The organism is Citrobacter arsenatis (assembly GCF_004353845.1).
Lineage (GTDB): Bacteria > Pseudomonadota > Gammaproteobacteria > Enterobacterales > Enterobacteriaceae > Citrobacter > Citrobacter arsenatis.
In genome coordinates this window covers 4,083,166-4,109,299 of record NZ_CP037864.1, presented here as the reverse complement: position 1 = coordinate 4,109,299, position 26,134 = coordinate 4,083,166, and the positions used below count along the sequence as shown (strand labels likewise).

25 protein-coding genes are annotated in these 26,134 nt (G+C 54.8%); 15 read left to right on the top strand and 10 right to left on the bottom strand.

Annotated elements, in window-relative coordinates; all coding sequences use genetic code 11:
- Window positions 1-139 precede the first annotated feature (139 nt).
- From dcuC to E1B03_RS20815, 3 genes are all read left to right on the top strand, one after another.
- Complete coding sequence (dcuC, locus tag E1B03_RS20825; protein ID WP_103769188.1) at window positions 140-1,507, top strand: C4-dicarboxylate transporter DcuC; 1,368 nt, start codon at window positions 140-142, stop codon at window positions 1,505-1,507.
- 52 nt (window positions 1,508-1,559) lie between these two features.
- The gene (locus tag E1B03_RS20820; protein WP_133086842.1) at window positions 1,560-3,254 is read left to right on the top strand and encodes an NAD-dependent malic enzyme; all 1,695 of its coding nucleotides are present in this window, start codon (window positions 1,560-1,562) and stop codon (window positions 3,252-3,254) included.
- An 85-nt stretch (window positions 3,255-3,339) separates the two neighbouring features.
- Entirely contained in the window at window positions 3,340-3,684 is a 345-nt protein-coding gene (locus E1B03_RS20815) for a nitrous oxide-stimulated promoter family protein (RefSeq protein ID WP_003825888.1), read from the top strand.
- Window positions 3,685-3,799: 115 nt separating this feature from the next.
- On the opposite strand, the gene E1B03_RS20810 is transcribed toward E1B03_RS20815, so the two are convergent.
- From E1B03_RS20810 to hypA, 7 genes are all read right to left on the bottom strand, one after another.
- Window positions 3,800-4,228, bottom strand: a complete 429-nt coding sequence (locus tag E1B03_RS20810) for a TOBE domain-containing protein (protein ID WP_003825890.1) — start codon at window positions 4,226-4,228, stop codon at window positions 3,800-3,802.
- A 44-nt stretch (window positions 4,229-4,272) separates the two neighbouring features.
- The gene (gene flhA / locus E1B03_RS20805; protein ID WP_103769191.1) at window positions 4,273-6,351 is read right to left on the bottom strand and encodes a formate hydrogenlyase transcriptional activator FlhA; all 2,079 of its coding nucleotides are present in this window, start codon (window positions 6,349-6,351) and stop codon (window positions 4,273-4,275) included.
- Between the two features lie 171 nt (window positions 6,352-6,522).
- Window positions 6,523-7,533 (bottom strand): hydrogenase maturation carbamoyl dehydratase HypE, encoded by a 1,011-nt coding sequence (hypE, locus tag E1B03_RS20800; RefSeq protein WP_103769192.1) that lies wholly within the window; start codon window positions 7,531-7,533, stop codon window positions 6,523-6,525.
- On the bottom strand, window positions 7,530-8,651 hold the full coding sequence (hypD, locus tag E1B03_RS20795; RefSeq protein WP_133086841.1) for a hydrogenase formation protein HypD: 1,122 nt from the start codon (window positions 8,649-8,651) through the stop codon (window positions 7,530-7,532). Before hypD ends, hypE begins: the two co-directional genes overlap by 4 nt.
- Window positions 8,651-8,923: a hydrogenase 3 maturation protein HypC gene (gene hypC, locus E1B03_RS20790; protein ID WP_003037411.1), complete on the bottom strand. Its 273-nt coding sequence runs from the start codon at window positions 8,921-8,923 to the stop codon at window positions 8,651-8,653. Before hypC ends, hypD begins: the two co-directional genes overlap by 1 nt.
- Window positions 8,914-9,786, bottom strand: a complete 873-nt coding sequence (hypB, locus tag E1B03_RS20785) for a hydrogenase nickel incorporation protein HypB (protein ID WP_103769194.1) — start codon at window positions 9,784-9,786, stop codon at window positions 8,914-8,916. The genes hypC and hypB overlap by 10 nt, the downstream gene beginning before the upstream one ends.
- A gap of 103 nt (window positions 9,787-9,889) precedes the next feature.
- Complete coding sequence (hypA, locus tag E1B03_RS20780) at window positions 9,890-10,261, bottom strand: hydrogenase maturation nickel metallochaperone HypA (RefSeq protein WP_103769195.1); 372 nt, start codon at window positions 10,259-10,261, stop codon at window positions 9,890-9,892.
- A gap of 198 nt (window positions 10,262-10,459) precedes the next feature.
- Here hypA and hycA point away from each other — a divergent pair, with 198 nt between their 5' ends.
- The 9 genes from hycA to hycI all read left to right on the top strand — a co-directional run bounded on the left by hycA (window position 10,460) and on the right by hycI (window position 18,338).
- The gene (gene hycA / locus E1B03_RS20775) at window positions 10,460-10,918 is read left to right on the top strand and encodes a formate hydrogenlyase regulator HycA (protein WP_103769196.1); all 459 of its coding nucleotides are present in this window, start codon (window positions 10,460-10,462) and stop codon (window positions 10,916-10,918) included.
- A gap of 143 nt (window positions 10,919-11,061) precedes the next feature.
- Window positions 11,062-11,673, top strand: coding sequence for a formate hydrogenlyase subunit HycB (gene hycB, locus E1B03_RS20770; RefSeq protein ID WP_032940517.1), 612 nt, complete (start codon window positions 11,062-11,064; stop codon window positions 11,671-11,673).
- Complete coding sequence (gene hycC, locus E1B03_RS20765; protein WP_043017340.1) at window positions 11,670-13,496, top strand: formate hydrogenlyase subunit 3; 1,827 nt, start codon at window positions 11,670-11,672, stop codon at window positions 13,494-13,496. The genes hycB and hycC overlap by 4 nt, the downstream gene beginning before the upstream one ends.
- A 2-nt stretch (window positions 13,497-13,498) precedes the next feature.
- Entirely contained in the window at window positions 13,499-14,422 is a 924-nt protein-coding gene (locus tag E1B03_RS20760) for a respiratory chain complex I subunit 1 family protein (RefSeq protein ID WP_061068456.1), read from the top strand.
- 17 nt (window positions 14,423-14,439) lie between these two features.
- A complete protein-coding gene (gene hycE, locus E1B03_RS20755) occupies window positions 14,440-16,149 on the top strand; it encodes a formate hydrogenlyase subunit HycE (protein ID WP_133086840.1) in 1,710 nt (569 codons plus the stop codon).
- 9 nt (window positions 16,150-16,158) lie between these two features.
- Entirely contained in the window at window positions 16,159-16,701 is a 543-nt protein-coding gene (gene hycF / locus E1B03_RS20750) for a formate hydrogenlyase subunit HycF (RefSeq protein ID WP_003846595.1), read from the top strand.
- Complete coding sequence (gene hycG / locus E1B03_RS20745) at window positions 16,701-17,468, top strand: formate hydrogenlyase subunit HycG (protein ID WP_003037388.1); 768 nt, start codon at window positions 16,701-16,703, stop codon at window positions 17,466-17,468. The genes hycF and hycG overlap by 1 nt, the downstream gene beginning before the upstream one ends.
- Entirely contained in the window at window positions 17,465-17,875 is a 411-nt protein-coding gene (locus E1B03_RS20740) for a formate hydrogenlyase maturation HycH family protein (protein ID WP_003037385.1), read from the top strand. The genes hycG and E1B03_RS20740 overlap by 4 nt, the downstream gene beginning before the upstream one ends.
- Window positions 17,868-18,338, top strand: a complete 471-nt coding sequence (hycI, locus tag E1B03_RS20735; protein WP_103769197.1) for a hydrogenase maturation peptidase HycI — start codon at window positions 17,868-17,870, stop codon at window positions 18,336-18,338. The genes E1B03_RS20740 and hycI overlap by 8 nt, the downstream gene beginning before the upstream one ends.
- Window positions 18,339-18,393: 55 nt before the next feature.
- Here hycI and E1B03_RS20730 read toward each other — a convergent pair whose 3' ends face one another.
- The 3 genes from E1B03_RS20730 to ascF all read right to left on the bottom strand — a co-directional run bounded on the left by E1B03_RS20730 (window position 18,394) and on the right by ascF (window position 21,705).
- Entirely contained in the window at window positions 18,394-18,633 is a 240-nt protein-coding gene (locus E1B03_RS20730; RefSeq protein ID WP_103769198.1) for a SymE family type I addiction module toxin, read from the bottom strand.
- A gap of 170 nt (window positions 18,634-18,803) precedes the next feature.
- Window positions 18,804-20,228 carry a 6-phospho-beta-glucosidase gene (locus E1B03_RS20725; protein ID WP_133086839.1) on the bottom strand — a complete coding sequence of 475 codons (1,425 nt, stop codon included), beginning with the start codon at window positions 20,226-20,228 and terminating at the stop codon, window positions 18,804-18,806.
- Window positions 20,229-20,250: 22 nt separating this feature from the next.
- Window positions 20,251-21,705 (bottom strand): PTS cellobiose/arbutin/salicin transporter subunit IIBC, encoded by a 1,455-nt coding sequence (ascF, locus tag E1B03_RS20720; protein ID WP_133086838.1) that lies wholly within the window; start codon window positions 21,703-21,705, stop codon window positions 20,251-20,253.
- 264 nt (window positions 21,706-21,969) lie between these two features.
- On the opposite strand from ascF, the gene E1B03_RS20715 reads away from it, so the two are divergent.
- The 3 genes from E1B03_RS20715 (at window position 21,970) to hypF (ending at window position 26,058) form a co-directional block, all read left to right on the top strand.
- The gene (locus E1B03_RS20715; RefSeq protein ID WP_133087248.1) at window positions 21,970-22,983 is read left to right on the top strand and encodes a LacI family DNA-binding transcriptional regulator; all 1,014 of its coding nucleotides are present in this window, start codon (window positions 21,970-21,972) and stop codon (window positions 22,981-22,983) included.
- A 145-nt stretch (window positions 22,984-23,128) separates the two neighbouring features.
- Window positions 23,129-23,674 (top strand): electron transport protein HydN, encoded by a 546-nt coding sequence (gene hydN / locus E1B03_RS20710; RefSeq protein WP_003037366.1) that lies wholly within the window; start codon window positions 23,129-23,131, stop codon window positions 23,672-23,674.
- A gap of 143 nt (window positions 23,675-23,817) precedes the next feature.
- Window positions 23,818-26,058 (top strand): carbamoyltransferase HypF, encoded by a 2,241-nt coding sequence (hypF, locus tag E1B03_RS20705; protein WP_133086837.1) that lies wholly within the window; start codon window positions 23,818-23,820, stop codon window positions 26,056-26,058.
- Window positions 26,059-26,134 lie beyond the last annotated feature (76 nt).

The window sequence follows — 26,134 nt, the reverse complement described above, 5'->3', positions numbered from 1 at the left end:
TATTTGAGTGTGTAATACGATAAATTTACGTACATATTATAGCTGCTTATATATAGGTGTGATTTTTTACTATCCTACATAAGCTATGATGATATGACAGGTAACCCTACCCGATTTGTATGGCATAGGAATTGTTATTATGACGGCGTTTATTATAGCAATAGTGATAACAGTTATTGCTGCATGGTTAATTGTGAAAAATTATCAGCCGCAAACTGTTTTATTACTCGCTGGACTGGCATTATTGACCATTACCGTACTGTTTTATCCTGAAAACAGCATTCTCTATGATAAAGCAAAATCCACGGGGTCAACCTGGCTGGATATCTTTAGTTTTGCAAAAGAATCGCTTACCACACAAATTGCGGGTATTGGACTTATCATCATGGCGGCGGGTGGATTTGCCAGCTATATGGATCACATTAAAGCGTCGAACGCGATGGTTAATATGTGCATTCGCCCGCTGCAGGTGATTAAAGCGCCTTACCTGATTCTTGCTCTGGGGTATATCTGCGCACAGCTTCTGCACGTGGCAATTTCGAGTGCGGCAGGTCTGGCGATGTTGCTGTTGGTGACATTCTTCCCAGTCCTGGTACGCCTGGGTGTCAGTAAAGCCTCCGCGGCCGCGATGATTGGTCTGTGCGCGTTTATGGATTTAGGGCCTGCGGTTGGTACGGCGAATCTGGCGGCTAAGCATGCTGGCATGGAAAGCGCTATCTACTTTGCTCATTACCAGATGCCGGTGGCGGTGGTCGTAATGCTGGCCGTGGCGGTGGTGATTTACTTCAGCGCGAAGTATTTCGACAAAAAAGATGGCTTTGTTCCGGGGGCGCAAAGCGTAGCGCAAGCGGAAGAAGAAGGCCGGAAGGTGCCCGCCATTTATGCGCTGTTGCCCGTCCTGCCTGTGGTACTGGTGCTGGTCTTTAGCCCCTTGGTTATCAAATCCATCAAAATTGACGTGGTCACGGCGATGATCCTTGGCGCGGTCGTCGCGTTTTTCTTCGAATTGGTGACTACCCGAGATTTCAAAAGCTGTTGTAAAGGATTACAGGTCTTTTTCAAAGGGATGGGTAGCATGTTTACCAGCATCGTTTCCTTGCTGGTATGTGCGGATATTTATGCCCAGGGGCTGCAGAAAATTGGCGCGGTGGACTACCTGTTGCAGTCTGTGCAAAACGCAGGGCTGGGTTTTACCAGCATGACGCTGGTGATGACCGCGCTGGTGGGCGTCACCGCCGTTCTGACAGGCTCAGGCGTAGCAGCCTTTTTCTCTTTCTCCGGCCTGGCTCCTTCCATTGCGGCAAAATTTGGTGAGAGCGCTGTCAATATGATCCTGCCAATGCAACTGATGGCGGGAATGGGACGCTCAATGTCTCCGGTGGCTGGCATCATTATTGCGGTGAGTAAAGCAGGGGAATGCTCACCGTTTATGATCGTCAGAAGAACGCTGCTTCCAGCGCTGGCCGGTATCGCGGCGATGCTGGTTGCCAACTATGTCCTGATTTGAATCCCGAGAGCCTGTTAACGCAGGCTCTTATTTTTTTATCTGGTTGTAATTTATGGATGGCAACGTGACAAACGATGTTTTATACGTCCCGTTTACGGGGAAGTTACTGCTTGAATCTCCGTTATTAAACAAGGGAAGCAGCTTTACGCAGCAAGAAAGACATGACTTTAACCTGAGTGGGTTACTGCCTTGTGCGATAGAGAATATTGATGAACAAGCCGAGCGGGCGTATCAACAATATCTTGAAGCTGAATCCCACAACGCCCGACATATTTATCTGCGTAATATTCAGGATACCAACGAAACTTTATTTTATTACCTGCTGAAAAAGCACCTGCCCGAAATGTTGCCAATCGTTTATACCCCAGTAGTTGGGGCTGCCTGCGAAAAATTTTCCTGGATATATCGACGCGCGCGCGGTGTCTTTATTTCCTGGCCCGATCGCGATCGTATTGACGATATTTTGCATGATATTCCACGGCACGATATCAAGGTCATTGTCGTCACTGATGGTGAGCGTATTCTGGGACTGGGTGACCAGGGGGTTGGCGGTATGGGGATCCCTATCGGGAAACTGTCGCTCTATACCGTCTGCGGTGGGGTCAATCCGGCGAATACGCTACCCATTTTACTGGATGTCGGTACGAACAATACGCGACTGCTGGACGATCCGCGCTATATCGGCTGGCGTCATCCGCGCATAACTGGCGAAGACTATTTCGCATTTATTGGCATGTTCATTGCTGCCGTAAAACGGCGCTGGCCGAACGTTCTGCTGCAGTTTGAAGATTTTGCCCAGCACACTGCGGTGCCGTTACTGGACCGCTATCGCGATGAGCTGTGCTGTTTTAATGATGATATTCAGGGCACGGCGTCGGTGGCTCTGGCGACCGTGGTTGCGGCCTGCCGCGGCAGTGGCCGCGATTTTCGTCAGCAATCAATCGTGATTGTGGGGGCGGGTGCTGCGGGATGTGGGATCGCCCGACATATTATTGCCTGTCGCATCAGTGAAGGAATGAGCCAGGCCGAAGCCCGACGGACCATTTTTATGGTGGATCGCGACGGCCTGGTGATGACCACCAATAATGCATTAGCGGAATTCCAGCATCCGCTGGCGCAGCCTCCCGAGGCCTTGTCTGACTGGCAGTATGAGGGACAGGTACCATCGCTACTGGAGGTTATCCACAATGCCAAACCTTCGGTGATGCTGGGCGTGTCGGGCCAGGCCGGACTGTTCTCGCAGGAGGTAATTAGCACGATGTACCAATACTGCGATCGTCCGATTGTTATGCCGTTGTCGAATCCCACCTCGAGAATGGAAGCGCGGCCAGAAGATATTGTTCGCTGGACCGGGGGGCGGGCTATCATCGCGACCGGCAGTCCCTGCGATGCGGTGGAATTCAATGGGCGTTCAATTCCGGTTGCGCAGTGCAATAACGTGTATGTTTTCCCGGCCATCGGTCTGGGGGCTATCGCCAGCGGCGCGGCGCGAATTACTGAAGCTATGCTGATGGCGGCAAGCCGTGCGCTGGCAGATGCTTCTCCTCTGGTGCGTAACGGGGAAGGCGCTCTGTTGCCGGAGATTGGGGCAATCTGCGACGTGACTCGCAGCATTGCCTTTGAGGTCGGCAAGGCGGCGCAGCAGTCGGGTGTGGCAGAGAAGATGAGTGACGACGCGCTGTTGCAGAACATCAAGGATAACTTTTGGTTACCGCACTACCGTCCTTATAAACGCCGGGCAATTTAGCCATGCTCCTGGGGAATTGATCTCATGTGATGGTTGCCTTCATTGTTAAGGTGTATTATTTATGCAACTTAATTGTGGAGGCATCATGTCCGGCAAACGTATTGCACGTGAAAAAATGACGATCCAGAGAATGATCTCGCTTTATGAAAGCCAGTGCCCGCAGGCTTCAGACGAACCGGGGCATTACGATGCGTTGTTTGCCTATGCGCAAAAGCGCCTCGATAAGTGCGTATTTGGTGAGGAAAAACCGGCCTGTAAACAGTGTCCGGTGCACTGTTATCAACCCGCTAAACGTGAAGAGATGAAGCAAATTATGCGTTGGGCTGGGCCGAGAATGCTCTGGCGTCATCCGATCCTGACCGTGCGTCATCTGATTGATGACAAACGCCCGGTACCGGAATTGCCAGAGAAATACCAGCGGAAGAAGTAATTCTATGCCGGATGGCGCGATGCCTAATCCGGCCTGGAAGGTAAACGGAACCGTCGCGTAGGCCCGATGAACGTAGCGCCATCGGGCAATCTGGCCATGCGTTGACGAATGGCGGTTACGCTTTGGTCGCAATCAGAATGGCTGAGGCTTTGATCAGCGCAACAACGCGGCTTCCCTGGCTCAGTTTCATCTCTTGCTGACTTTCGTTGGTGACGACGGCAACAATCTCAAAGCCCGCGTCAGTTTTGATATGTACCGTGGCGTTGACTGCGCCTTCGGTGACCTGGGAAACGCTGCCGGCAAACTGGTTGCGGGCAGAAAACTTCAGACCACAGTCTTCCGTTGCCAGCGTTACCCACGGCGCTTTAATCAGGGCAATTGCTTCTTTCCCTTTTGCCAGACCCAGCGCCTGCTGGCTGCTATGGGTCACAATCGCGACCAGTTTTGCGCCGCCAGCCAGCGTCAGTTCAACTTCATCATTCACTGCGCCTGTAGCGACTGCGCTCACCGTACCGGTTAATTGATTACGTGCTGATACCGCCATACTGCCTCCTTTCGTTGAGATATCACCCAGTATAGCCACACAGGCTAAACCAATGCATCCTTATCAATGCCCAATCGCTTCATGCGTGAGAGTAACGTTGTGCGTTTCAGCCCCAGTCTTTGCGCCGCGCCTTTGGGACCGGCGACGACACCGTTGGTCTCTTTCAGCACACGCATTATCAGCTGGTATTCATCTTCGCCGTCCTGTGCGACTTCGGTCGCCACCGGCGGCTCGGACGGCGACAAAGCGACAACATCCGGCAGGGACAGTTGCAGCACGTTACCCCGGGTGAGCAGAACCGCGCGTTCTACCACGTTCTCCAGTTCGCGCACATTACCCGGCCATTCCATACTGCTCAGGGTACGCAGAGCCTCCGCGGGAATACTGTCGATATTGCGCCCCATCCGGCGGGCAATTTTAAAGGTGAAAGCTTTTACCAGCAGCGGAATATCTTCCGGGCGCTCGCGCAGCGGTGGCAGATGGATCGGGAAGACGTTCAGTCGGTAGTAGAGATCGTTACGAAACTCGCGATCGGCAACCATCTTTTTCAGATCGCGGTTGGTAGCAGCGATCAAGCGAACGTCGGTCTGGATCAGCTTGTTGCTGCCCAAGCGTTCAAACTCCTGCTCCTGCAGAACGCGCAGTAGCTTAGGCTGAAGTTCCAGCGGCATGTCGCCAACTTCGTCGAGGAACAGTGAACTTTTGTCCGCCAGTTCGAAACGCCCAATCCGCTGCGTGCTGGCCCCGGTGAACGCGCCGCGTTCATGGCCAAACAGATCGCTCTCCAGTAGTCCAGCAGGCATTGCCGCGCAGTTCATTTTCACCATCCGGCGGGCGTTACGTCCGCTCAGGTTGTGAATGGCGCGTGCGATCAGCTCCTTACCCGTCCCGGTTTCACCCAAAATCAGGACCGTGCTGTCGCTTTGCGCCACCATTTCGACCTGCTTGAGGACGCTGTACATCGCTTCGCTGCGGCCAATGATTTCGCCGAACTCACTTTCTACGTTGTTGAGTTGTTCAGTCAGCGCCAGGTTTTCATCGACCAGGCGTTCCTTCAGTCGGTGGATCTCCTGATAGGCAAGGGCGTTATCCACGGCAATCGCCACGCGCTCGGCAATTTGGCGCAGCAGTTTGAGGTTGGCAGTGGTGAACACTTTCTCTTCGCACTGCGCCAGCTTAAGTACGCCGAGCATATTATTGCCGGACATTAGCGGCAGCAGGCACAGCGTCTGTAGCTGGTTGCCCCAGGTTTCGAACAGCATCCGTTCGTAAGGGGCAAGGGTATCGCGTTCGCTCAGGTTAATCAGCAGCATCTCTTTACTTTTGAAGACCCGTTCAGAGAGCGTGCCTGCTTCGTCCACTTCACTTTGTTCATGCGCCGGATGATGTTCATCCAGATAGTGGGTGGAATAGATGCTGAGCTTGTTTTTGCGGTCGCTGCGTAACACGATGCTGATGGCATCAATGTCGAAGTAGTGATGGATCTCTTTGGCGACTTCGCTGACCAGTTCATCAATGTCCAGGCGGGAAAGTACCGCATTGGTAATGGCGACCAGGATGCGAAAGTTATCACGCTCGCGGCACAAAAGATCGTAATCGACGTTGTTGCTGACCCTGCTTTGAATTTGTTCAGCAACGACGCCGACTATTTGTGTGAAGGTCTGCAGCCGGTTGTACTCTTTTTCACTCCACGGTTGGTCTGCGTTACGGATGAATTCGCAACCGCCAAAGATGCGCCCATCTGCCGCCAGCGGTAGCAGACAGTAATGGCCAAATTCAGAATACAGGCCGCCAGTGGCCAGCTGTGGCCAGGTTTCGGAAAACTCGTGATAGTTGCAGTGCAGCGCATCGGGGCGAGACAAAATACGGCGTACCGGGCCATGCGCCAGCACCGTTTCGTCTTCATAATCGATGGGTTTACCATTTTCACGCGTTGCAAAATAACGCGCACGCTGCGTTTGTGCCTGCCATAAGACAATAGCCGCACAGTCGGCCAGCGCTGAACGCTTGACCAGCTGCGAAAGCGCCTCGCTGAGAGACGGGAGATCGGGCTGCTGTAATAATGTACGAGTAATATCGAACAGGCCTTGCTGTCCGAGATCGCTCATCGGTGTATACGACATATTGCTTTTCCAGGGAAAGCACCGCAGTACGGTGCGAAAACGGTAAATGAATTATAGGTATAAGTCGTAAATTATCGGGTACTCAAACCGTAGGCCTGATAAGCAAAGCGCCATCAGGCGTGAATGCCGGATATCGACGCAAATGCGTGTTATCCGGCCTACAGCTTGCTGCTAGCATATACGAGGTAATGGCTCGGCGTGTGGTAAATCGAGGGTTCGTTTCACGCCATAGAGACCGGCAAGACGTACACCTTTGCGTTCCACCACTTCACCAATCATTGCAGCATCGCGCCCTAGCGGATGCGCGCGCAGCGCGGCAAGCACGGTTTCAGCGGCCTGACGTTCAACGGCAATCACCAGTTTACCTTCGTTGGCAAAGTTGAGCGCATCCAGACCCAGCAGTTCGCAAACGCCACGCACCGCGGGCTTCACGGGCAGTGCTGCTTCAGACAGCTCAATGCCAAATCCGCATGAGGCGGCAAATTCATGCGTTACCGCATTCACCCCTCCACGGGTCGCATCACGCAGCGCTTTCACACCGGGGATATCACGTAGCGTTTGGATAAGCGGCGTCAATACCGCGCAGTCGCTTACCAGTTCACCATCAAGACCCAGTTGTTCGCGCAGGTTAAGGATAGTGGCGCCGTGATCGCCAAGCGTACCGCTGACCAGCAGCACATCGCCCACGCTGAGGGTCTGTGCTCCCCAGTGAATGTTGGCGGGGATCGCCCCCATTCCGGCCGTGTTGATGAACAGCTTGTCAGCAGCGCCGCGCTGCACGACTTTGGTATCGCCGGTCACGATGGCGATGCCCGCTTCGCGCGCGGTTGCCGCCATACTGTTAACGATGGTTTTCAGCGTCTCCATTGGCAGACCCTCTTCGAGGATAAAACCGCAGGAGAGGTAGCGTGGGATCGCGCCGCTGACCGCCACGTCGTTAGCCGTACCGCAGATAGCCAGCTTGCCGATATTGCCGCCCGGGAAGAACAATGGATCGATAACATAGCTGTCGGTTGAAAATGCCAGACGGTCGCCTTCTGCGACCAGCTGCGCCAGTTCCAGCCGCGCCTGATCTTCTTGTTCCGCCAGCCACGGATTAGCAAAAGCTTCCATAAACAGACTGTTGATCAACTGCTGCATAGCCTGACCGCCGCTACCGTGGGCGAGTTGTACGCTGTTCATGCTTCACACTCCTGCTGACGATACTGATACCAGGCGGCACATGCGCCTTCTGAGGAGACCATCAGGGCACCAAACGCGGTCTCCGGATTACAGGTTTTGCCAAATAATGGGCACTGATGCGGTTTACATCTGCCGGTCAATACCTCTCCGCAACGCGCGCGCGGGTCGTCATACACCTGCTGCGGCGCTGGCTGGAAATGCGCTTCGGCATCAAAACGCTGATAGTCCGGCGTCAAATGAACGCCAGAGGATTCAATTACGCCCAGGCCGCGCCATTCGCTGTCGCCGTTGACGCAAAATACCTCAGCGATAGCCTGTTGCGCTAAGGCGTTACCGGCATCCGGTACTACGCGGCGGTACTGGTTTTCAACCTGGCTGTGTGCGGCAATCTTCTGTTCAATCAACATCACCACGCCCTGCAGCAGATCAAGCGGTTCGAAACCCGCGACCACTAACGGACGATGGAAATCTGAAGCAATGAAGTTATAGGCATCGGTGCCAATCACCATGCTGACGTGGCCCGGTGCCAGGAAAGCGTCGATGCCGTTGTCCGGCTGTTCCAGCAGGCTGCGCAGCGTGGGAATAAGCGTGATGTGCTGGCAGAAAAAGTAAAAGTTCTGCACGTCACGTTGTTTTGCCTGCTGCAGGGTGATGGCGGTGGTTGGCATGGTGGTTTCAAAACCCAGGCCAAAGAACACAACTTTTCGTGTTGGATTTTCCTGCGCCAGCTTGAGTGCGTCCATCGGTGAATAGACGATGCGGATATCCGCGCCGCGCGCTTTGGCTTGTAGCAAAGAACCTTGTTTACCCGGGACGCGCATCGCATCGCCAAAGGTGCAGAAAATCACTTCTGGATGGCTGGCGATTTCAACACAGCTGTCGATTCTGCCCATCGGCAGAACGCAAACCGGACAGCCTGGACCATGAATAAACTCGACGTTTTCAGGCAACAACTGGTCGAGGCCGAACTTGAAGATTGCGTGGGTATGACCACCACAAACTTCCATGATGCGCAGCGGGCGTTCAGCCGTGTAGGGAAGGAGTGCGGCACGTTCATTCAGATGCTCTATCAACTGCATCACCTGTTCTGGTGCGCGGTATTCGTCAACAAAACGCATTATTTTTCCTCGCCATACAGCAACGCGCCGACATCCGGCTCAACGTCAAACATGTTTTGTAGCGCATCGAGCGTGTCGCGCGCTTCAGCTTCATTAATGATGCTCATGGCAAAACCGACGTGGACCAGTACCCACTGGCCCAGACGGGGTTGACCATGTTCATCGCAGCTACCGACCAGCGTCAGGTCGACGTCACGCTGAATACCGCAAACGTCGACTTTGGCCTGATTGCCATCAATGGTGCGGATTTGCCCCGGAACACCTATGCACATCGCTGCGTCTCCAGCCAGGAGAGCCATTGGTCCATGCCTTCGCCGCTGGTGGCAGAAATCAGGATTATCTCAATTTCCGGGTTCACTTCCCGGGCGCTGGCGATGCACTTCTCTACGTCAAAATTGAGGTACGGCAGTAGATCCACTTTGTTGAGTAGCATCAGCGATGCAGCGGCAAACATATGCGGATATTTCAGCGGTTTGTCTTCACCTTCGGTGACGGAAAGCACCGCCACTTTATGACGCTCGCCGAGGTCAAAGCTGGCCGGGCAAACCAGATTGCCGACGTTTTCAATGAACAGAATGCCGTTGTCTTCAAGCGGCAAACGCGGCGCGGCGTCAGCAATCATTTGTGCGTCAAGGTGGCAACCTTTACCGGTGTTGACCTGAATGGCGGGCGTGCCTGTGGCGCGAATACGGGCGGCATCGTTAACCGTCTGCTGGTCGCCTTCAATCACGGCGCACGGCACGCTGTCTTTAAGCTTCATTAGCGTTTCAGTCAGCAGCGTGGTTTTACCGGAGCCTGGGCTTGAAACAAGGTTCAGTACCAGATGTTGACGGGCAGCAAAGCGGGCGCGGTTGCGCTCGGCCAGACGGTTGTTTTTGTCCAGCACGTCAATTTCTACTTCCAGCATCCGGCGCTGGCTCATGCCTGGCGCGTGGGTGCCTGCTTCACCATGACCGTAGTGCAAATCGCCTTCTTCGGTCTGGCTCGGGGTGAAACCAGAGGTCTTCACACCGGTAATGTTCAGCGCCGGACGAGCTGCCGGGGCAAATGGCGCGCTGCGAAACGCCGAGTGGGGATTATGCTCATCACCCTCTATATAAAGGTTGCCTTCAGCGCAACCACATGTCGTACACATCGCTCACTCCTGATCTTTATCTTGCGGTATATCTGTTGCCGGATGGCGGCTTCGTCTTATCCGGCCAACAACTCAGGCCATTCCTGTAGGCCGGACAAGACGCTTAGGCGTCAGCATCCGGCGCTGGAGTTTCATCTATTTCAATACGTCGAATCTGTAAGCCGTCATCGGCCACAATTCTCAGCATATCGCTGTTGCATTGCGGACATCTGCGCACGCGTTGCGTCAGTAAGGTGACGTATTGCTGACAAGATTCGCACCAACATTCGGCTTCTTGTTCTTCGAGGTGGAGTTTACAACCTTCTGCAAGGGTTCCGCGGCATACCAGATCAAAACAAAAGGCGAGAGCGCTGGTTTCTACGCAAGAAAATGCGCCAATTTTGAGCCAGACCCCCGTTACTCGCTTTGCACCGTGTTGCGTGGCCTGTTGTTCAATCAATTCCAGTGCCCGTTGGCAGAGGGTTATTTCGTGCATACCGCCTCCTATGAAGTTGCCGTATTAGAAGCAATAAACATGCCAGATTGGATTTTTACGGTCGTGACAATGACGACGATGACGAAATGACACGTCGTCACCGCTTTGTGATTTTTTATCTTTATGAAAATAAAGGGTTTTAATTTTGGCATGAAATGTGCTTAAGGCTGTTCATCTCTGCTAAACGGGTAACCTGACATGACTATTTGGGAAATAAGCGAAAAAGCCGATTACATCGCTGAACGGCACCGTCGCCTACAGGACCAGTGGCGTATTTACTGCAACTCGCTGGTTCAGGGGATCACCCTGTCGAAAGCGCGTTTGCATCATGCAATGAGCTGCGCACCGGACAAAGATCTCTGCTTCGTCCTTTTTGAACACTTCACTATCTACGTCACGCTGGCGGACGGCTTTAACAGCCACACCATTGAGTACTACGTTGAAACAAAAGATGGTGACGATAAGCAACTGATTGCGCAGGCAGAGCTGACCATCGACGGTAAAGTCGATGAGCGTATCAGCAACCGCGATCGCGATCAGGTGCTGGAGCACTATCTGGAAAAAATCGCTACCGTCTACGACAGCCTGTACACCGCGGTAGAGAACAATATGCCGGTGAATTTAAGCCAGCTGGTTGAGGGACATAGCCCGGCTTAAGCCTCGGGTGCTGCCCAGTTTTGTCATGATGCGTTTTCATACTGCGTCACGACAGTTTAGGGAATGGGCATGTCGAAAAATGTCGAAATGACATTTGCCAGACATGTTTTCGTCAAAAATGACTATCACCTGAGGAATGCCTGGTGAATCGTTTTGTAATTGCTGACTCCACTCTTTGTATCGGCTGCCACACCTGTGAAGCCGCCTGCTCAGAGACACATCGCCAGCATGGCCTGCAGTCAATGCCGCGCCTTAAAGTGATGTTAAATGAAAAAGAATCCGCCCCGCAGCTTTGCCACCAGTGTGAAGATGCGCCTTGCGCTACCGTTTGTCCGGTTAATGCGATTAATCGCGTTGATGGTGCCGTACAGCTGAACGAAAGCTTGTGCGTAAGCTGCAAATTGTGCGGGATTGCCTGCCCGTTTGGCGCAATTGAGTTTTCCGGTAGTCGTCCGCTGCACATCCCGGCAAACGCCAATACGTCAAAAGCGCCTCCGGCTCCACCAGCACCTGCGCGCGTAAGCACGCTACTGGACTGGGTTCCGGGCGTTCGTGCCATCGCGGTGAAATGCGATCTGTGTAGTTTTGACGAGCAAGGTCCGGCCTGCGTACGCATGTGCCCAACTAAAGCCCTGCATCTGGTGAGCAACATGGATATCGCCCGCGCCAGCAAACGTAAGCGTGAGCTGACTTTCAATACCGATTTCGGCGATCTCACCTTGTTTCAGCAGGCTCAGAGTGGGGATGCAAAATGAGCGCAATTTCACTGATTAACAGCGGCGTGGCCTGGTTTACAGCGGCTGCGGTTCTGGCATTTCTGTTTTCGTTTCATAAACCGCTGAGCGGCTGGATTGCCGGAGTTGGCGGTGCGGTCGGCAGTCTGTGTACGGCGGCTGCGGGGTTTCTCGTACTGACCCGCGCCGTTGCGATTAGCGGCGTGATGCCGTTTATCGGCCATAGTCTGCAAGTGACGCCGCTGAACGCTATCTGGCTGATTACGCTGGGCCTGTGCGGCCTGTTTGTCAGCCTGTACAACATTGACTGGCATCGTCATCCGCAGGTAAAAGCTAACGGCCTGCTGGTGAATCTGCTGATGGCCGCGGCGGTATGTGCGGTAGTGGCCAGTAACCTCGGAACGCTGGTGGTGATGGCGGAAATCATGGCGCTGTGCGCCGTGTTCCTCACCGGCTGCAGTAAAGAGGGCAAGCTGTGGTTTGCGCTGGGACGTGTTGGTACGCTGCTGCTGGCTATTGCCTGCTACCTGGTGTGGCAACGTTACGGCACTCTGGAGCTGCGCCTGCTTGACCTGCGTACTCAGGAACTGCCGCTTGGCTCTGATATCTGGCTGCTGGGCGTGGCGGGTTTTGGCCTGCTGGCCGGGATTATTCCGCTGCACGGATGGGTGCCACAGGCGCACGCCAACGCCAGCGCACCGGCTGCGGCGCTGTTTTCTACCGTCGTCATGAAGGTGGGGCTGCTGGGTATTCTTTCCCTGTCGCTGCTGGGCGGTAACGCGCCGCTGTGGTGGGGGATTACGCTGCTGGTGCTGGGCATGATCACCGCATTTGTCGGCGGCCTGTATGCACTGATGGAACACAACATCCAGCGCCTGCTGGCGTACCACACGCTGGAAAACATCGGCATTATTCTGCTGGGTCTGGGCGCTGGGGTGACCGGGATTTCCCTGAATCAACCGGCGCTGATTGCGCTGGGTCTGACCGGCGGTCTGTATCATCTGGTAAACCACAGCCTGTTCAAAAGCGTTCTGTTCCTGGGCGCGGGTAGCATCTGGTTCCGTACCGGTCATCGTGATATCGAAAAACTGGGCGGTATCGGCAAACGCATGCCGGTTATCTCGCTGGCGATGCTGGTTGGCCTGATGGCGATGGCCGCACTGCCGCCGCTGAACGGTTTTGCCGGTGAGTGGGTTATCTACCAGTCCTTCTTTAAGCTTGGCAACAGCGGCGCGTTTGTCGGTCGTCTGTTAGGACCGTTGCTGGCCGTAGGACTGGCGATTACCGGTGCGCTGGCGGTGATGTGTATGGCGAAAGTTTATGGCGTTACGTTCCTTGGCGCACCGCGCACGAAGGAAGCTGAAAATGCCTGCTGCGCGCCAATCCTGATGGGCGTGAGCGTTGTTGCGCTGGCTATCTGCTGCGTGATTGGCGGCGTTGCTGCGCCGTGGCTGCTGCCGATGATCTCCTCTGCGGTTCCGCTGCCGCTGGAAACCGCGAACACCACTGTTTCTCAGCCAATGATTACGTTGCTGCTGATCGCGTGTCCGCTGCTGCCGTTCATCATCATGGCTATTTTCAAAGGCAACCGCCTGCCGTCACGTTCACGCGGCGCGGCATGGGTCTGCGGTTACGATCACGAGCAGTCAATGGTCATTACCGCGCACGGTTTTGCCATGCCGGTGAAAGAAGCCTTTGCCCCGGTACTCAAACTGCGTAAATGGCTGAACCCGGTATCACTGGTTCCGGGCTGGCAAAATGCGGCTGCCCCGGTGCTGTTCCGTCGCCTGGCGTTGATTGAGCTGGCGGTGCTGGTGGTGATTGTGGTTTCACGAGGAGCCTGAGAATGAGTGTTTTATATCCGTTAATTCAGGCGCTGGTGCTGTTTGCCGTTGCGCCGCTGCTGTCCGGTGTTACCCGCGTGGCGCGTGCGCGTTTGCACAATCGCCGCGGTCCGGGCGTTTTGCAGGAATACCGCGACATTATCAAACTGCTGGGCCGTCAGAGCATTGCGCCTGCGGATTCCAGTTGGGTATTCCGCCTGACACCGTTTGTGATGGTGGGCGTGATGCTGACTATCGCCACCGCGTTGCCGGTAGTGACCGTTGGCTCACCGCTGCCGCAACTGGGCGACCTGATCACCTTAATTTACCTGTTCGCCATCGCCCGTTTCTTCTTCTCTATCGCGGGTCTGGATACCGGTAGCCCGTTTACCGCCATTGGCGCCAGCCGTGAAGCGATGCTCGGCGTGCTGGTTGAACCAATCCTGCTGCTGGGTCTGTGGGTAGCGGCGCAGGTTGCAGGCTCGACCCATATCAGCAATATCGCCGATACCATTTATCACTGGCCTGCTGCGCGCAGCATCCCGCTGATTCTGGCGCTGTGCGCCTGTGCCTTCGCCACCTTTATCGAAATGGGCAAACTGCCGTTCGATCTGGCGGAAGCCGAGCAGGAGCTGCAGGAAGGTCCATTGACCGAATACAGCGGCAGCGGTTTTGCGGTGCTGAAATGGGGCATCAGCCTCAAGCAACTGGTCGTTCTGCAAATGTTCGTCGGCGTGTTCCTGCCGTGGGGACAGATGGAAACCTTCACCGCCGGTGGGCTGCTGCTGGCGCTGGTGATTGCTATCGTCAAGCTGGTCCTCGGCGTGCTGGTCATCGCCCTGTTCGAAAACAGCATGGCGCGTCTGCGTTTTTGCGCCACTTCACGCGTGACCTGGGCCGGTTTTGGGTTTGCGTTTTTAGCGTTCGTCTCCTTGCTGGTGGCGTGATTTAAGAGAGTTTGAGCATGTCTGAAGAAAAATTAGGTCAACAATATCTCGCTGCGCTGCACCAGGCCTTTCCGGGCGTCGTGCTGGATGAAGCCTGGCAGACCAAAGATCAGCTGACGATCACCGTCAAGGTGAACTACCTGCCGGAAGTGGTGGAGTTCCTGTATTACAAACAGGGCGGCTGGTTGTCGGTGCTGTTTGGTAACGACGAACGCCAGCTGTGTGGCCATTACGCCGTTTATTACGTGATGTCGATGGAGCAGGGCATCAAGTGCTGGATAACCGTCCGCGTTGAAGTCGATGCCAATAAGCTGGAGTTCCCGTCCGTCACGCCGCGCGTTCCGGCTGCGGTGTGGGGCGAGCGCGAAGTGCGCGATATGTACGGTTTGATTCCGGTTGGTTTACCGGATGAGCGTCGTCTGGTACTGCCGGATGACTGGCCGGACGAACTCTACCCGCTGCGTAAAGACAGCATGGATTATCGTCAGCGTCCGGCACCGACTACCGATGCTGAAACCTACGAGTTCATCAACGAACTGGGCGACAAGAAAAATAACGTGGTGCCGATTGGCCCGCTGCACGTCACTTCTGATGAACCCGGTCACTTCCGCCTGTTCGTTGACGGCGAGAACATTATCGACGCCGACTACCGTCTGTTCTATGTCCATCGCGGCATGGAGAAACTGGCGGAAACCCGTATGGGTTATAACGAAGTCACGTTCCTGTCGGATCGCGTGTGTGGCATCTGCGGTTTTGCGCACAGCACCGCCTATACCACCTCCGTTGAGAATGCGATGGGCATCGTGGTGCCGGAACGTGCACAGATGATCCGCGCCATTCTGCTGGAAGTTGAGCGTCTGCACTCGCACCTGCTGAACCTCGGCCTGGCCTGTCACTTCACCGGTTTTGACTCTGGCTTTATGCAGTTCTTCCGCGTGCGTGAAACGTCGATGAAGATGGCTGAGATCCTCACCGGGGCGCGTAAAACCTACGGTCTGAACCTGATCGGCGGTATTCGTCGTGATCTGCTGAAAGAGGATATGATCCAGACCCGTCAACTGGCGCAGCAGATGCGTCGTGACGTGCAGGAACTGGTCGATATGCTGCTCAGCACGCCGAACATGGAACAGCGTACCGTGGGTATTGGTCGTTTAGACCCGGAAATTGCCCGCGACTTCAGTAACGTCGGCCCGATGGTCCGCGCCAGCGGTCACGCACGTGACACCCGCGCCGATCACCCGTTTGTCGGTTATGGTCTGCTGCCGATGGAAGTTCACAGCGAGCAGGGTTGCGACGTTATTTCGCGTTTGAAAGTCCGTATCAATGAAGTCTACACCGCACTGAATATGATCGACTTTGGCCTGGATAACCTGCCGGGCGGTCCGTTGATGGTGGAAGGCTTTACCTATATTCCTCACCGTTTCGCACTGGGCTTTGCTGAAGCTCCACGCGGAGATGACATTCACTGGAGCATGACTGGCGACAACCAGAAACTGTATCGCTGGCGCTGCCGTGCGGCGACCTACGCGAACTGGCCGACCCTGCGCTACATGCTGCGTGGCAACACCGTTTCCGATGCCCCGCTGATTATCGGTAGCCTCGATCCTTGCTACTCCTGTACTGACCGTATGACCGTGGTTGATGTGCGTAAGAAGAAGAGCAAAGTCGTGCCGTACAAAGAACTTGAGCGCTACAGCATCGAGCGTAAAAACTCGCCGCTGAAATAAGGAATCGCCATGTTTACCTTTATCAAAAAAGTCATCAAAACCGGGGCGCCGACGTCGTCGTATCCGCTGGAGCCGATCGCGGTCGATAAAAACTTCCGTGGCAAACCGGAACACAATCCGCAGCAGTGCATCGGCTGCGCGGCCTGTGTAAATGCATGCCCGTCGAACGCGCTGACAGTAGAAACCGATCTGGTCACCAATGAGCTGGCGTGGCAGTTCAACCTTGGTCGCTGCATCTTCTGCGCCCGCTGCGAAGAAGTCTGTCCGACGGCGGCAATCAAGCTGTCGCAGGAGTATGAACTGGCGGTGTGGAAGAAAGAGGATTTCCTGCAGCAGTCTCGTTTTGCACTGTGTAATTGCCGCGTCTGTAATCGCCCGTTTGCGGTACAAAAAGAGATCGACTACGCCATTGCGCTGCTGAAGCACAACGGTGATAGCCGTGCGGAAAACCACCGCGAAAGCTTTGAGACCTGCCCGGATTGTAAGCGCCAGAAATGTCTGGTGCCGTCTGATCGTATTGAACTGACTCGCCATATGAAAGAGGCCAGCTGATGAGCAATTTATTAGGCCCACGTGACGCCAACGGTATTCCGGTACCGATGACGGTGGATGAATCCATTGCCAGCATGAAAGCGTCGCTGCTGAAAAGCATCAAGCGTTCAGCGTACGTTTACCGTGTGGACTGCGGCGGCTGCAACGGCTGTGAAATTGAAATCTTCGCCACGCTTTCACCGTTGTTTGATGCCGAACGTTTTGGTATCAAAGTGGTACCGTCACCGCGCCATGCGGATATTCTGCTGTTTACCGGCGCGGTAACGCGAGCCATGCGCTCTCCGGCGCTGCGCGCCTGGCAGTCGGCACCGGATCCTAAAATTTGTATCTCTTACGGAGCCTGTGGTAACAGCGGTGGTATCTTCCACGACTTATACTGCGTATGGGGCGGTACCGACAAAATTGTTCCGGTGGACGTGTATATTCCTGGCTGTCCGCCAACGCCTGCTGCCACGCTGTACGGTTTTGCCATGGCGTTGGGTCTGCTGGAGCAGAAAATTCACGCGCGTGCGCCGGGTGAACTGGACGAACAGCCGGCAGAAATTCTGCATCCGGATATGGTTCAGCCGCTGCGTGTGAAGGTCGATCGCGAAGCACGCCGTCTGGCGGGATACCGCTATGGTCGTCAGATTGCTGATGATTATATGACGCAGTTAGGGCAGGGCGAGCATCAGGTGGCGCGCTGGCTGGAAGCGGAAAACGATCCGCGTCTGACCGAGATCGTCACGCATCTTAATCATGTTGTCGAAGAGGCGCGTATCCGATGAGTGAAACGGTGGTGTTCAGTCAACTGAGCCGTAAGTTTATTGATGAGAACGATGCGACGCCCGCTGAGGCGCAGCAGGTTGTCTATTACAGCCTGGCGATTGGTCACCACCTTGGGATCATCGATTGCCTGGAAGCGGCGTTAACCTGTCCGTGGGATGAGTATCTGGCGTGGATTGCTACGCTTGCCGAGGGAAGCGAAGCCCGCCGGAAAATGGAAGGCGTACCGAAGTACGGCGAGATCGTCATCGATTTCAACCATGTGCAAATGCTGGCGCGCGCGTTCGATGATGCGCGTGCCGTGCAGACCCCGCAGCAGCAGGAGTGGAGCAAGCTGATGCTCAGTATGCTGCATGATATCCACCAGGAAAGCGCCATCTATCTGATGGTGAGGAGACACCGTGACTGACGTTTTATTATGTGTGGGTAACAGCATGATGGGCGATGACGGCGCGGGCCCGCTGCTGGCTGAGATGTGTGCTGCAAATCCTCAAGGCAACTGGGTTGTTATCGACGGCGGTAGCGCGCCGGAGAACGACATCGTCGCCATCCGTGAACTGCGTCCGCAACGTTTGTTGATTGTGGATGCCACCGACATGGGGCTGAATCCCGGTGAAATCCGTATTATCGATCCTGATGATATTGCCGAGATGTTCATGATGACCACCCACAACATGCCGCTGAACTACCTGGTCGATCAACTGAAAGACGATGTAGGCGAGGTGATTTTCCTTGGCATTCAGCCGGATATTGTCGGTTTTTACTACCCGATGACACAGCCGATTAAAGATGCGGTCGATATCGTCTATCAGCGTTTAGCCAGTTGGGAAGGACACGGCGGATTCTCCGAGCTGGAAGCACCGGAAGAGTAAACCGTATCACTGCCGGATGTGAGTGACATCCGGCCTGTTTCCCTACGTATCCTCGTCACTCAATGGCCTGCTCAATAATTAATTTCCCCTGCATCACTGACACATTCACGGTCGTACCGGTAGGAAACCCAGCTTGTTCCAGCCAGTCGCCGTTCAGCGTGAGTGAAGCGTGCCGACTGATTCGTCGCGTGTAGCCCGTTTTGGGATCTTCATGGCGTTTTCTGACATAGCTGACTTTCAAACGACGCATGGGTTTGGTGATAGCTACTGCTATTTTGCTATTTTTATCAGACATGCCTTCTTCCTTGTAGTGAACGGCCAGGATTAAAAACTACTGAATAAAATGCCAGTAAAAAAGGATGAGGGCAAACCTGAAACTGGAAGGATGATTCCACATCTGGAATGCAACAAATGAAATGAAAATACGTACTCCTGCCAGAGGGTTGTTCCCCTCTGGCAGGCCCGTCACGCCAGGTCGGCGCCGTTGCTGGCGATCGCTTTTTTGTACCACCAGAATGATTTCTTGCGGGTGCGCGCCAGCGTGCCGTTGCCCGCGTCATCGCGGTCAACATATACAAAACCGTAGCGTTTGCTCATCTCACCGGTTGAGGCAGAAACCAGATCGATACAGCCCCAGGTGGTGTAACCCATCAGCGGCACGCCATCTTCAATGGCGTCTGCCATGGCGCGAATGTGCTCGCGTAAGTAGCTGATGCGATAGTCGTCATTGATCTCACCATTGGCATCAATCTCATCTTTCGCCCCCAGCCCGTTTTCCACCAGAAACAGCGGCTTCTGGTAGCGGTCATACATCATATTCATAGTAATACGCAGACCGAGCGGATCGATGCCCCAGCCCCATTCGCTGGCGGCAATGTACGGATTACGCAGCGATTTCACCACGTTGGCGGCGCTGGTATTGCCGGTGTTCATTTCGGCGGAGGCGCAGCGCGATGCGTAGTAGCTAAATGAGACGAAATCGACGGTGGTTTTCAGGATGTCGTCATCTTCCGGGGCCTTTTCTATCACTACGCCTTTTTCGCGAAACACACGGGCAGAGTAGGCGGGATAAGCGCCACGCGCCTGCACATCAATAAAGAACAGGTTTTCACGGTCTTTTTCCAGCGCGGTCCACACATCTTCCGGTTTACAGGAGTAAGGATAAAAATTCCCGCCGGCCAGCATACAGCCGACCTGGTTTTGCGGATTAATTTCATGGGCAATTTTAGTCGCCAGGGCGCTGGCAATCAGTTCATGGTGCGCGGCCTGGTATTTCACCTGATCCTGATTTTCACCGTCTTCAAACACCAGTCCCGCGCCGGAAAAGGGGCTGTGCAGCATAATGTTGATTTCGTTGAACGTCAGCCAGTATCTCACCAGACCGTCAAAGGCCTCGAAGCAGGTACGGGCGTAACGGGTAAAGAACTCCACCATTTTGCGGTTACGCCAGGATCCGTACTCGGTGACCAGATGCATAGGCACATCGAAGTGGCACAGCGTGACTAATGGCTCAATACCGTATTTTTTACACTCGGCAAACACGGCCTGGTAAAACGCGATCCCCTCTTCATTCGGCGTCAGCTCATCGCCGTTAGGGTAGAGACGGCTCCAGGCAATGGAAGTACGAAAAACCGTAAACCCCATTTCCGCCATCAGCGCGATATCTTCTTTATAGCGATGATAAAAGTCGATCGCCTGATGACTGGGGTAAAATTCGTCATCCCGTAGCGTAAAGCGCTTTTCCTGACCCAGTTTGACGGGCATTCGGTGTGCGCCGTGGGGGATCATATCGACGGTGGTCAGCCCCTTGCCGCCCTCCCGGTATGCCCCTTCAGACTGGTTGGCGGCCAGCGCGCCGCCCCATAAAAATCCTTGCGGAAAAACAGACATAATTAACCTCAGTTGATACCAGTCAAATGCTGGCTCCATTGATATTGCCCGGTTGTGCGGCCTGGTTTTTTCTGGCCTGTGCGGCTGCATCTTCGACAGGAATATCTTCAAAGCCGAGAATCAGTGTTAATACAAAGGAAAGCACTACCGCCAGCGCCATCACACCAAATACCCAGACGATGGTCATCGGATTCGCCGGATCAAAAAACTGTACGCTGGTGAACAGGCCAGGAGCCGCCATGGAGTGGCTTGCCAGCCCGGCCATTCCGGCTACGGCACCGCAGATAAAACCGCTGATCAGGCTCGCAATCAGCGGACGTTTCAGGCGGATCGCCACGCCGTATAACGCAGGTTCGGAAATGCCCGCCATGATGGCTGACGCAGCGGCCGCTAACGCCGTCTGGCGCAGCTCCGGGTTTTTGGTTTTCCATGCCACAGCCAGCGATGAACCGCCTAACGACAAGTTGGCACCGATTTCAGACGGCATCACCATGCCTTCTTTTCCTGTCTCGGCAATGGTTTGAATAATGGTTGGCGTAAACACACGGTGCATACCGGTCATGACCAGCAGCGGCCACAGCGCGCCCATAATGGCTACCGACAGCCAGCCGAGATAACCGTGGATGGTATAGACCAGCGCGGAGATCGCGCTACCGATCCAGATGCCTACTGGGCCAATGATGACGATGGCGAGTGGGGCGGCGATCAGTACGATCAGCATCGGTTTCAGGAAGTTTTTGGTCACCGCCGGAGTGATGTGATCGACCCAGCGTTCGATGTAAGACAGACACCAGGTCATGACCAGTGCCGGGATCACCGTATAGGTATACTTCACCGCCGTCACTGGGATCAGGGCGAACTCAACGTGCTCACCCTGGGCGGCTTTCGCCATCAGCTCGATAAAGCTGGGGTGCACCAGTACTCCTGCAATGGCGATAGCCAGCGACATGTTGGTTTTGAATTTGATGGCAGCCGAAGCGGCGACCATCAGCGGCAGGAAGAAGAATGCGCCGTCGCCGATAACGGTCAGAATGGTGAGCGTGGACGATCCTTTCACCAGCACGCCGGTCATTTCCAGAACCATAGCCAGCAGCTTGAGCATAGATCCGCCGATAATCGCCGGGATCAGTGGTGACATGGTGCCGATCAGCGCGTCGAGGATCCCCGCGCCAATCCGCTTCAGCGTAAGCCGTGGTTTGGTTTGCGGCTCAACAGGCTGCATGTTGGCAGGCAACAGGCTAACCACCTCGCGATATGCCTGCGAAACGGTGTTGCCGATGATGACCTGACATTGGTTCTCGTTACGCACCACGCCGAGCACGCCAGAGAGCGTCTTCAGCGTCGCGCTGTCAACCTGCGAGTCATCTTTGATAACAAAGCGCAAACGGGTCATGCAGTGGGTCACTGCTGTGATGTTGTCGACGCCTCCCAGAGCCGTCACAACGGAGCGCGCCAGCGCTGCATAATTCTTGGACATCGGATTTAATCCTGTTTTATCAGTAGAGTACGTTATGTTTTATCCGTTTACGTGGGTCGCTTTTCTGGGTTGATGAAACGCAGATGAGAAACCGGTTCCACAAAATCATGTTTAATTTACATGTATTGAGCAAGATTTAATTTTGATCAGTTTTTGTAATTGTGACTCCGATCACCAGATATCAGCATCTACGATTTAGCAGCAAGGACAGCGGCGAAACGGTGCAGTACACTGCGTCACATTGAGAGAAAAGGGATGAGTAATATGACCACGATGCTGGAGGTGGCTAAGCGTGCCGGGGTGTCGAAAGCGACGGTTTCCCGGGTGCTTTCCGGGAACGGCTACGTCAGCCAGGAGACCAAAGACCGCGTGTTTCAGGCCATTGAAGAGAGTGGTTACCGCCCTAATTTGCTGGCGCGCAATCTGGCGGCGAAAACCACACAGACGCTGGGTCTGGTGGTTACAAATACCCTTTATCATGGCGTCTATTTCAGCGAACTGCTGTTTCATACCGCGCGGATGGCGGAAGATAAAGGACGCCAGCTGTTACTGGCTGACGGTAAGCACAGCGCTGAGGAAGAACGTCAGGCGATCCAGTACCTGCTCGACCTGCGCTGTGATGCGATTATGATCTATCCGCGTTTTCTCAGCGTGGATGAGATAGACGATATCATCGACGCCCACAGCCAGCCGATTATGGTGCTTAATCGACGCCTGCGGAAAAACAGTAGCCACAGCGTGTGGTGCGATCAAAAGCAAACCAGCTTCAACGCCGTTGCCCAGCTCATTGCCGCCGGGCATAAAGAGATTGGATTTATTACCGGTTCGATGGATTCGCCTACCGGTGTGGAGCGACTTTCTGGCTATAAAGACGCGCTGGCACATCATGGTATCCCGCTAAATAATGATTTGATTGTTAAAGGGAAATGGACGCCAGCCTGCGGTGCGGCGGGGGTAGATACTTTACTTTCGCGTAAGATCAATTTTACCGCGCTGGTGGCCAGCAATGACGATATGGCGATCGGTGCGATGAAGCAGCTAAACGCTCATGGCGTGCGCGTTCCTGCGCAGGTGTCGGTGATTGGCTTCGATGATATTGCCCTCGCACCATACACCATTCCGGCACTTTCCAGCGTCAAAATCCCGGTGACGGAAATGATCCAGGAAACGATAGGACGCCTGATCTTTATGCTGGGTGACGGGGCGTTTACGCCGCCAAAGACCTTTACTGGTGAACTCATTCAACGCGACTCTGTTGCGCCTCCCGTTTTGCGCTGACGGCTGTCATTTGTCATCGTCACTAGTGACGATGACACGCCTTCTCTGTATTTATTAAAATAAAATCCCTTTAATAACAGTGAATTAAAATCTGGCACGATTTGTGAATGCTTCGGCAGATAATCTGTCATTGCTGGAGAAATTGATGAACCGTTTCATCATTGCAGACGCCAATAAATGCATTGGTTGCCGTACCTGTGAAGTGGCCTGCGTGGTATCCCATCAGGATAACCAGGACTGCGCATCGCTGACCCCTGAAACCTTTTTACCCCGCATTCACGTCATCAAAGGCGTTAATGTCTCCACGGCGACGCTGTGCCGCCAGTGCGAAGATGCGCCGTGCGCTAACGTCTGCCCGAACGGTGCTATCAGCCGTGATAAAGGCTTTGTCCACGTGATGCAGGAACGCTGTATTGGGTGTAAAACCTGCGTTGTGGCATGCCCTTATGGCGCAATGGAAGTGGTTGTGCGTCCGGTTGTGCGTAACAGCGGCGCAGGTCTGAACGTCCGTGCAGAAAAAGCAGAAGCCAATAAGTGCGACCTGTGCCATCACCGTGAGGCCGGCCCTGCCTGTATGGAAGTCTGCCCGACTCACGCGCTGATTTATGTGGATCGCAATAAGCTTGAGCAACTGAGCGCGGAAAAACGCCGTCGCGCGGCGCTGGATTCCACCGCATCTTTGCTGTTCTGATATCTGAAAATCCGCGTAAAATACGGTAGTACTTATGCCGGATGGCGGCTTCGCCTTATCCGGCCTACTGTTCGCATCCACGTAGGCCTGATAAGCGCAGCGCCATCAGGCAAACCGGGATAGATGACTGCGGGAACGACTTAATGACAATAAACAACCACTCCGGCGTACAGCTGCGTATTCGCGGCAAGGTACAGGGCGTCGGATTTCGCCCCTACGTCTGGCAACTGGCGCAGCGGTTACAACTGCATGGCGATGTGTGTAACGACGGTGACGGTGTGGTTGTGCGCTTACAGGAAGATCCGGCGGAGTTTATTGCGCAGTTGCATCAACACTGCCCACCGCTGGCGCGCATTGACAGTGTTGAGAGCGAATCATTCGCCTGGACGCAGCAGCCTGCCGATTTCTCGATTCGTCAAAGTGCTGGCGGTACGATGAATACGCAAATTGTTCCGGACGCCGCGACCTGTCCCGAATGCCTTGTTGAAATGAATACCCCCGGCGAACGTCGCTACCGATACCCCTTTATCAACTGCACCCACTGTGGTCCACGCTTTACGATTATCCGCGCCATGCCCTATGACCGCCCGTTCACCGTGATGGCGTCATTTCCACTCTGTGCGCAATGCGATAGAGAATATCGCGATCCGTATGACCGTCGCTTCCATGCCCAGCCCGTTGCCTGTCCGGCCTGTGGCCCACACCTTGAGTGGTTCAGCGCGGATGAGCAGGCGGAGAAAGAAGAGGCGCTGCAGGCGGCGGTATCGCGGCTGAAAGCAGGCGGTATTGTGGCCGTTAAAGGTATTGGCGGGTTTCATCTGGTGTGCGACGCGCGAAATGATGACGCCGTAGCGCTGCTCAGGTTGCGCAAACGCCGTCCGGCAAAACCGCTGGCGGTAATGCTGCCAGGTGATGACGGACTGCCCGAACCCGCTCGTCGTTTGTTGACAACCCCCGCAGCGCCGATCGTGCTGGTACAGAAGCGCTATGTCGCTGCATTGAGCGAAGGAATTGCGCCAGGGTTAACGGAGGTTGGCGTCATGCTGCCCGCGAATCCGTTGCAGCATTTACTTTTACAAGAGATGAATTGCCCCCTGGTGATGACCTCCGGCAATCTCAGCGGCAGGCCGCCGGCCATTACCAACGCGCAGGCGCTGGAAGATTTACGCGACATTGCTGACGGTTTCCTGCTGCATAACCGCGAAATTGTGCAGCGGATGGATGACTCTGTGGTGCGCGAAAGCGGGGAAATGCTGCGTCGTTCCCGGGGTTACGTGCCGGATGCGATAGCACTGCCGCCGGGATTTTCCGACGTGCCGCCGATGCTGTGCTTAGGCGCGGATCTGAAAAATACCTTCTGTCTGGTGCGCGGCGAACAGGCGGTTATCAGTCAGCATTTGGGCGATCTCAGCGATGACGGCATTCAGCAGCAGTGGCGTGATGCGCTGCGCCTGATCCAGAGCATTTATGACTTTACGCCGCAGCGTATCGTGCACGATGCACACCCTGGCTATGTTTCCAGCCAGTGGGCCAGCGAAATGGAGCTGCCAACTGAAACGGTGCTGCATCACCATGCGCATGCCGCTGCGTGTCTTGCCGAGCACGGCTGGCCGCTCGACGGTGGCGACGTGATTGCTCTGACGTTAGATGGTATCGGCATGGGGGAGAACGGCGCTCTGTGGGGGGGAGAGTGTTTGCGGGTCAACTATCGTGAATGCGAACACCTTGGCGGCTTACCGGCGGTTGCGCTGGCGGGTGGCGATCTGGCGGCAAAACAGCCGTGGCGTAACCTGTTCGCGCAATGCCTGCGTTTTGTTCCTGACTGGCAGTGTTATCCGGAAACATCGGCGCTGCAACAGCAAAACTGGAACGTGCTGGCGCGGGCTATTGAACGGGGAATTAACGCACCGCAGGCGTCATCGTGCGGACGGCTGTTTGATGCCATTGCCGCTGCGCTGCAATGTGCGCCGGAATCATTGAGTTATGAAGGTGAGGCGGCCTGCGCGCTGGAGGCGCTGGCATCGCAATGTGAAGGCATTGAGCATCCGGTAACAATCCCCTTGCAAGGTAATGAACTTGATCTGGCTGTTTTTTGGCAGCAATGGCTGAACTGGCGGGCTAAACCAGCAGAAAGAGCGTGGGCGTTTCACGACGCGCTGGCGCGTGGGTTTGGTACTCTGATGCGAGAGCAGGCCGAAGCGCGCGCAATCAAGACGTTAGTATTTAGCGGCGGCGTGATGCATAACCGCTTATTGTCGGCCCGTCTCGCGTTTTATCTGCGTGATTTTACCTTACTGTTCCCGCAGCGTTTACCGGCGGGCGACGGCGGGTTGTCATTGGGGCAAGGCGTGATTGCCGCGGCGCGAGCGTTAGCTGAAGGGTAAGGTGCCGGTAGGCGGCTGCGCCTTATCCGGCCTACAAACAGATGCTAACTCGTAGGCCGGTTAAGGCTAAGCGGCG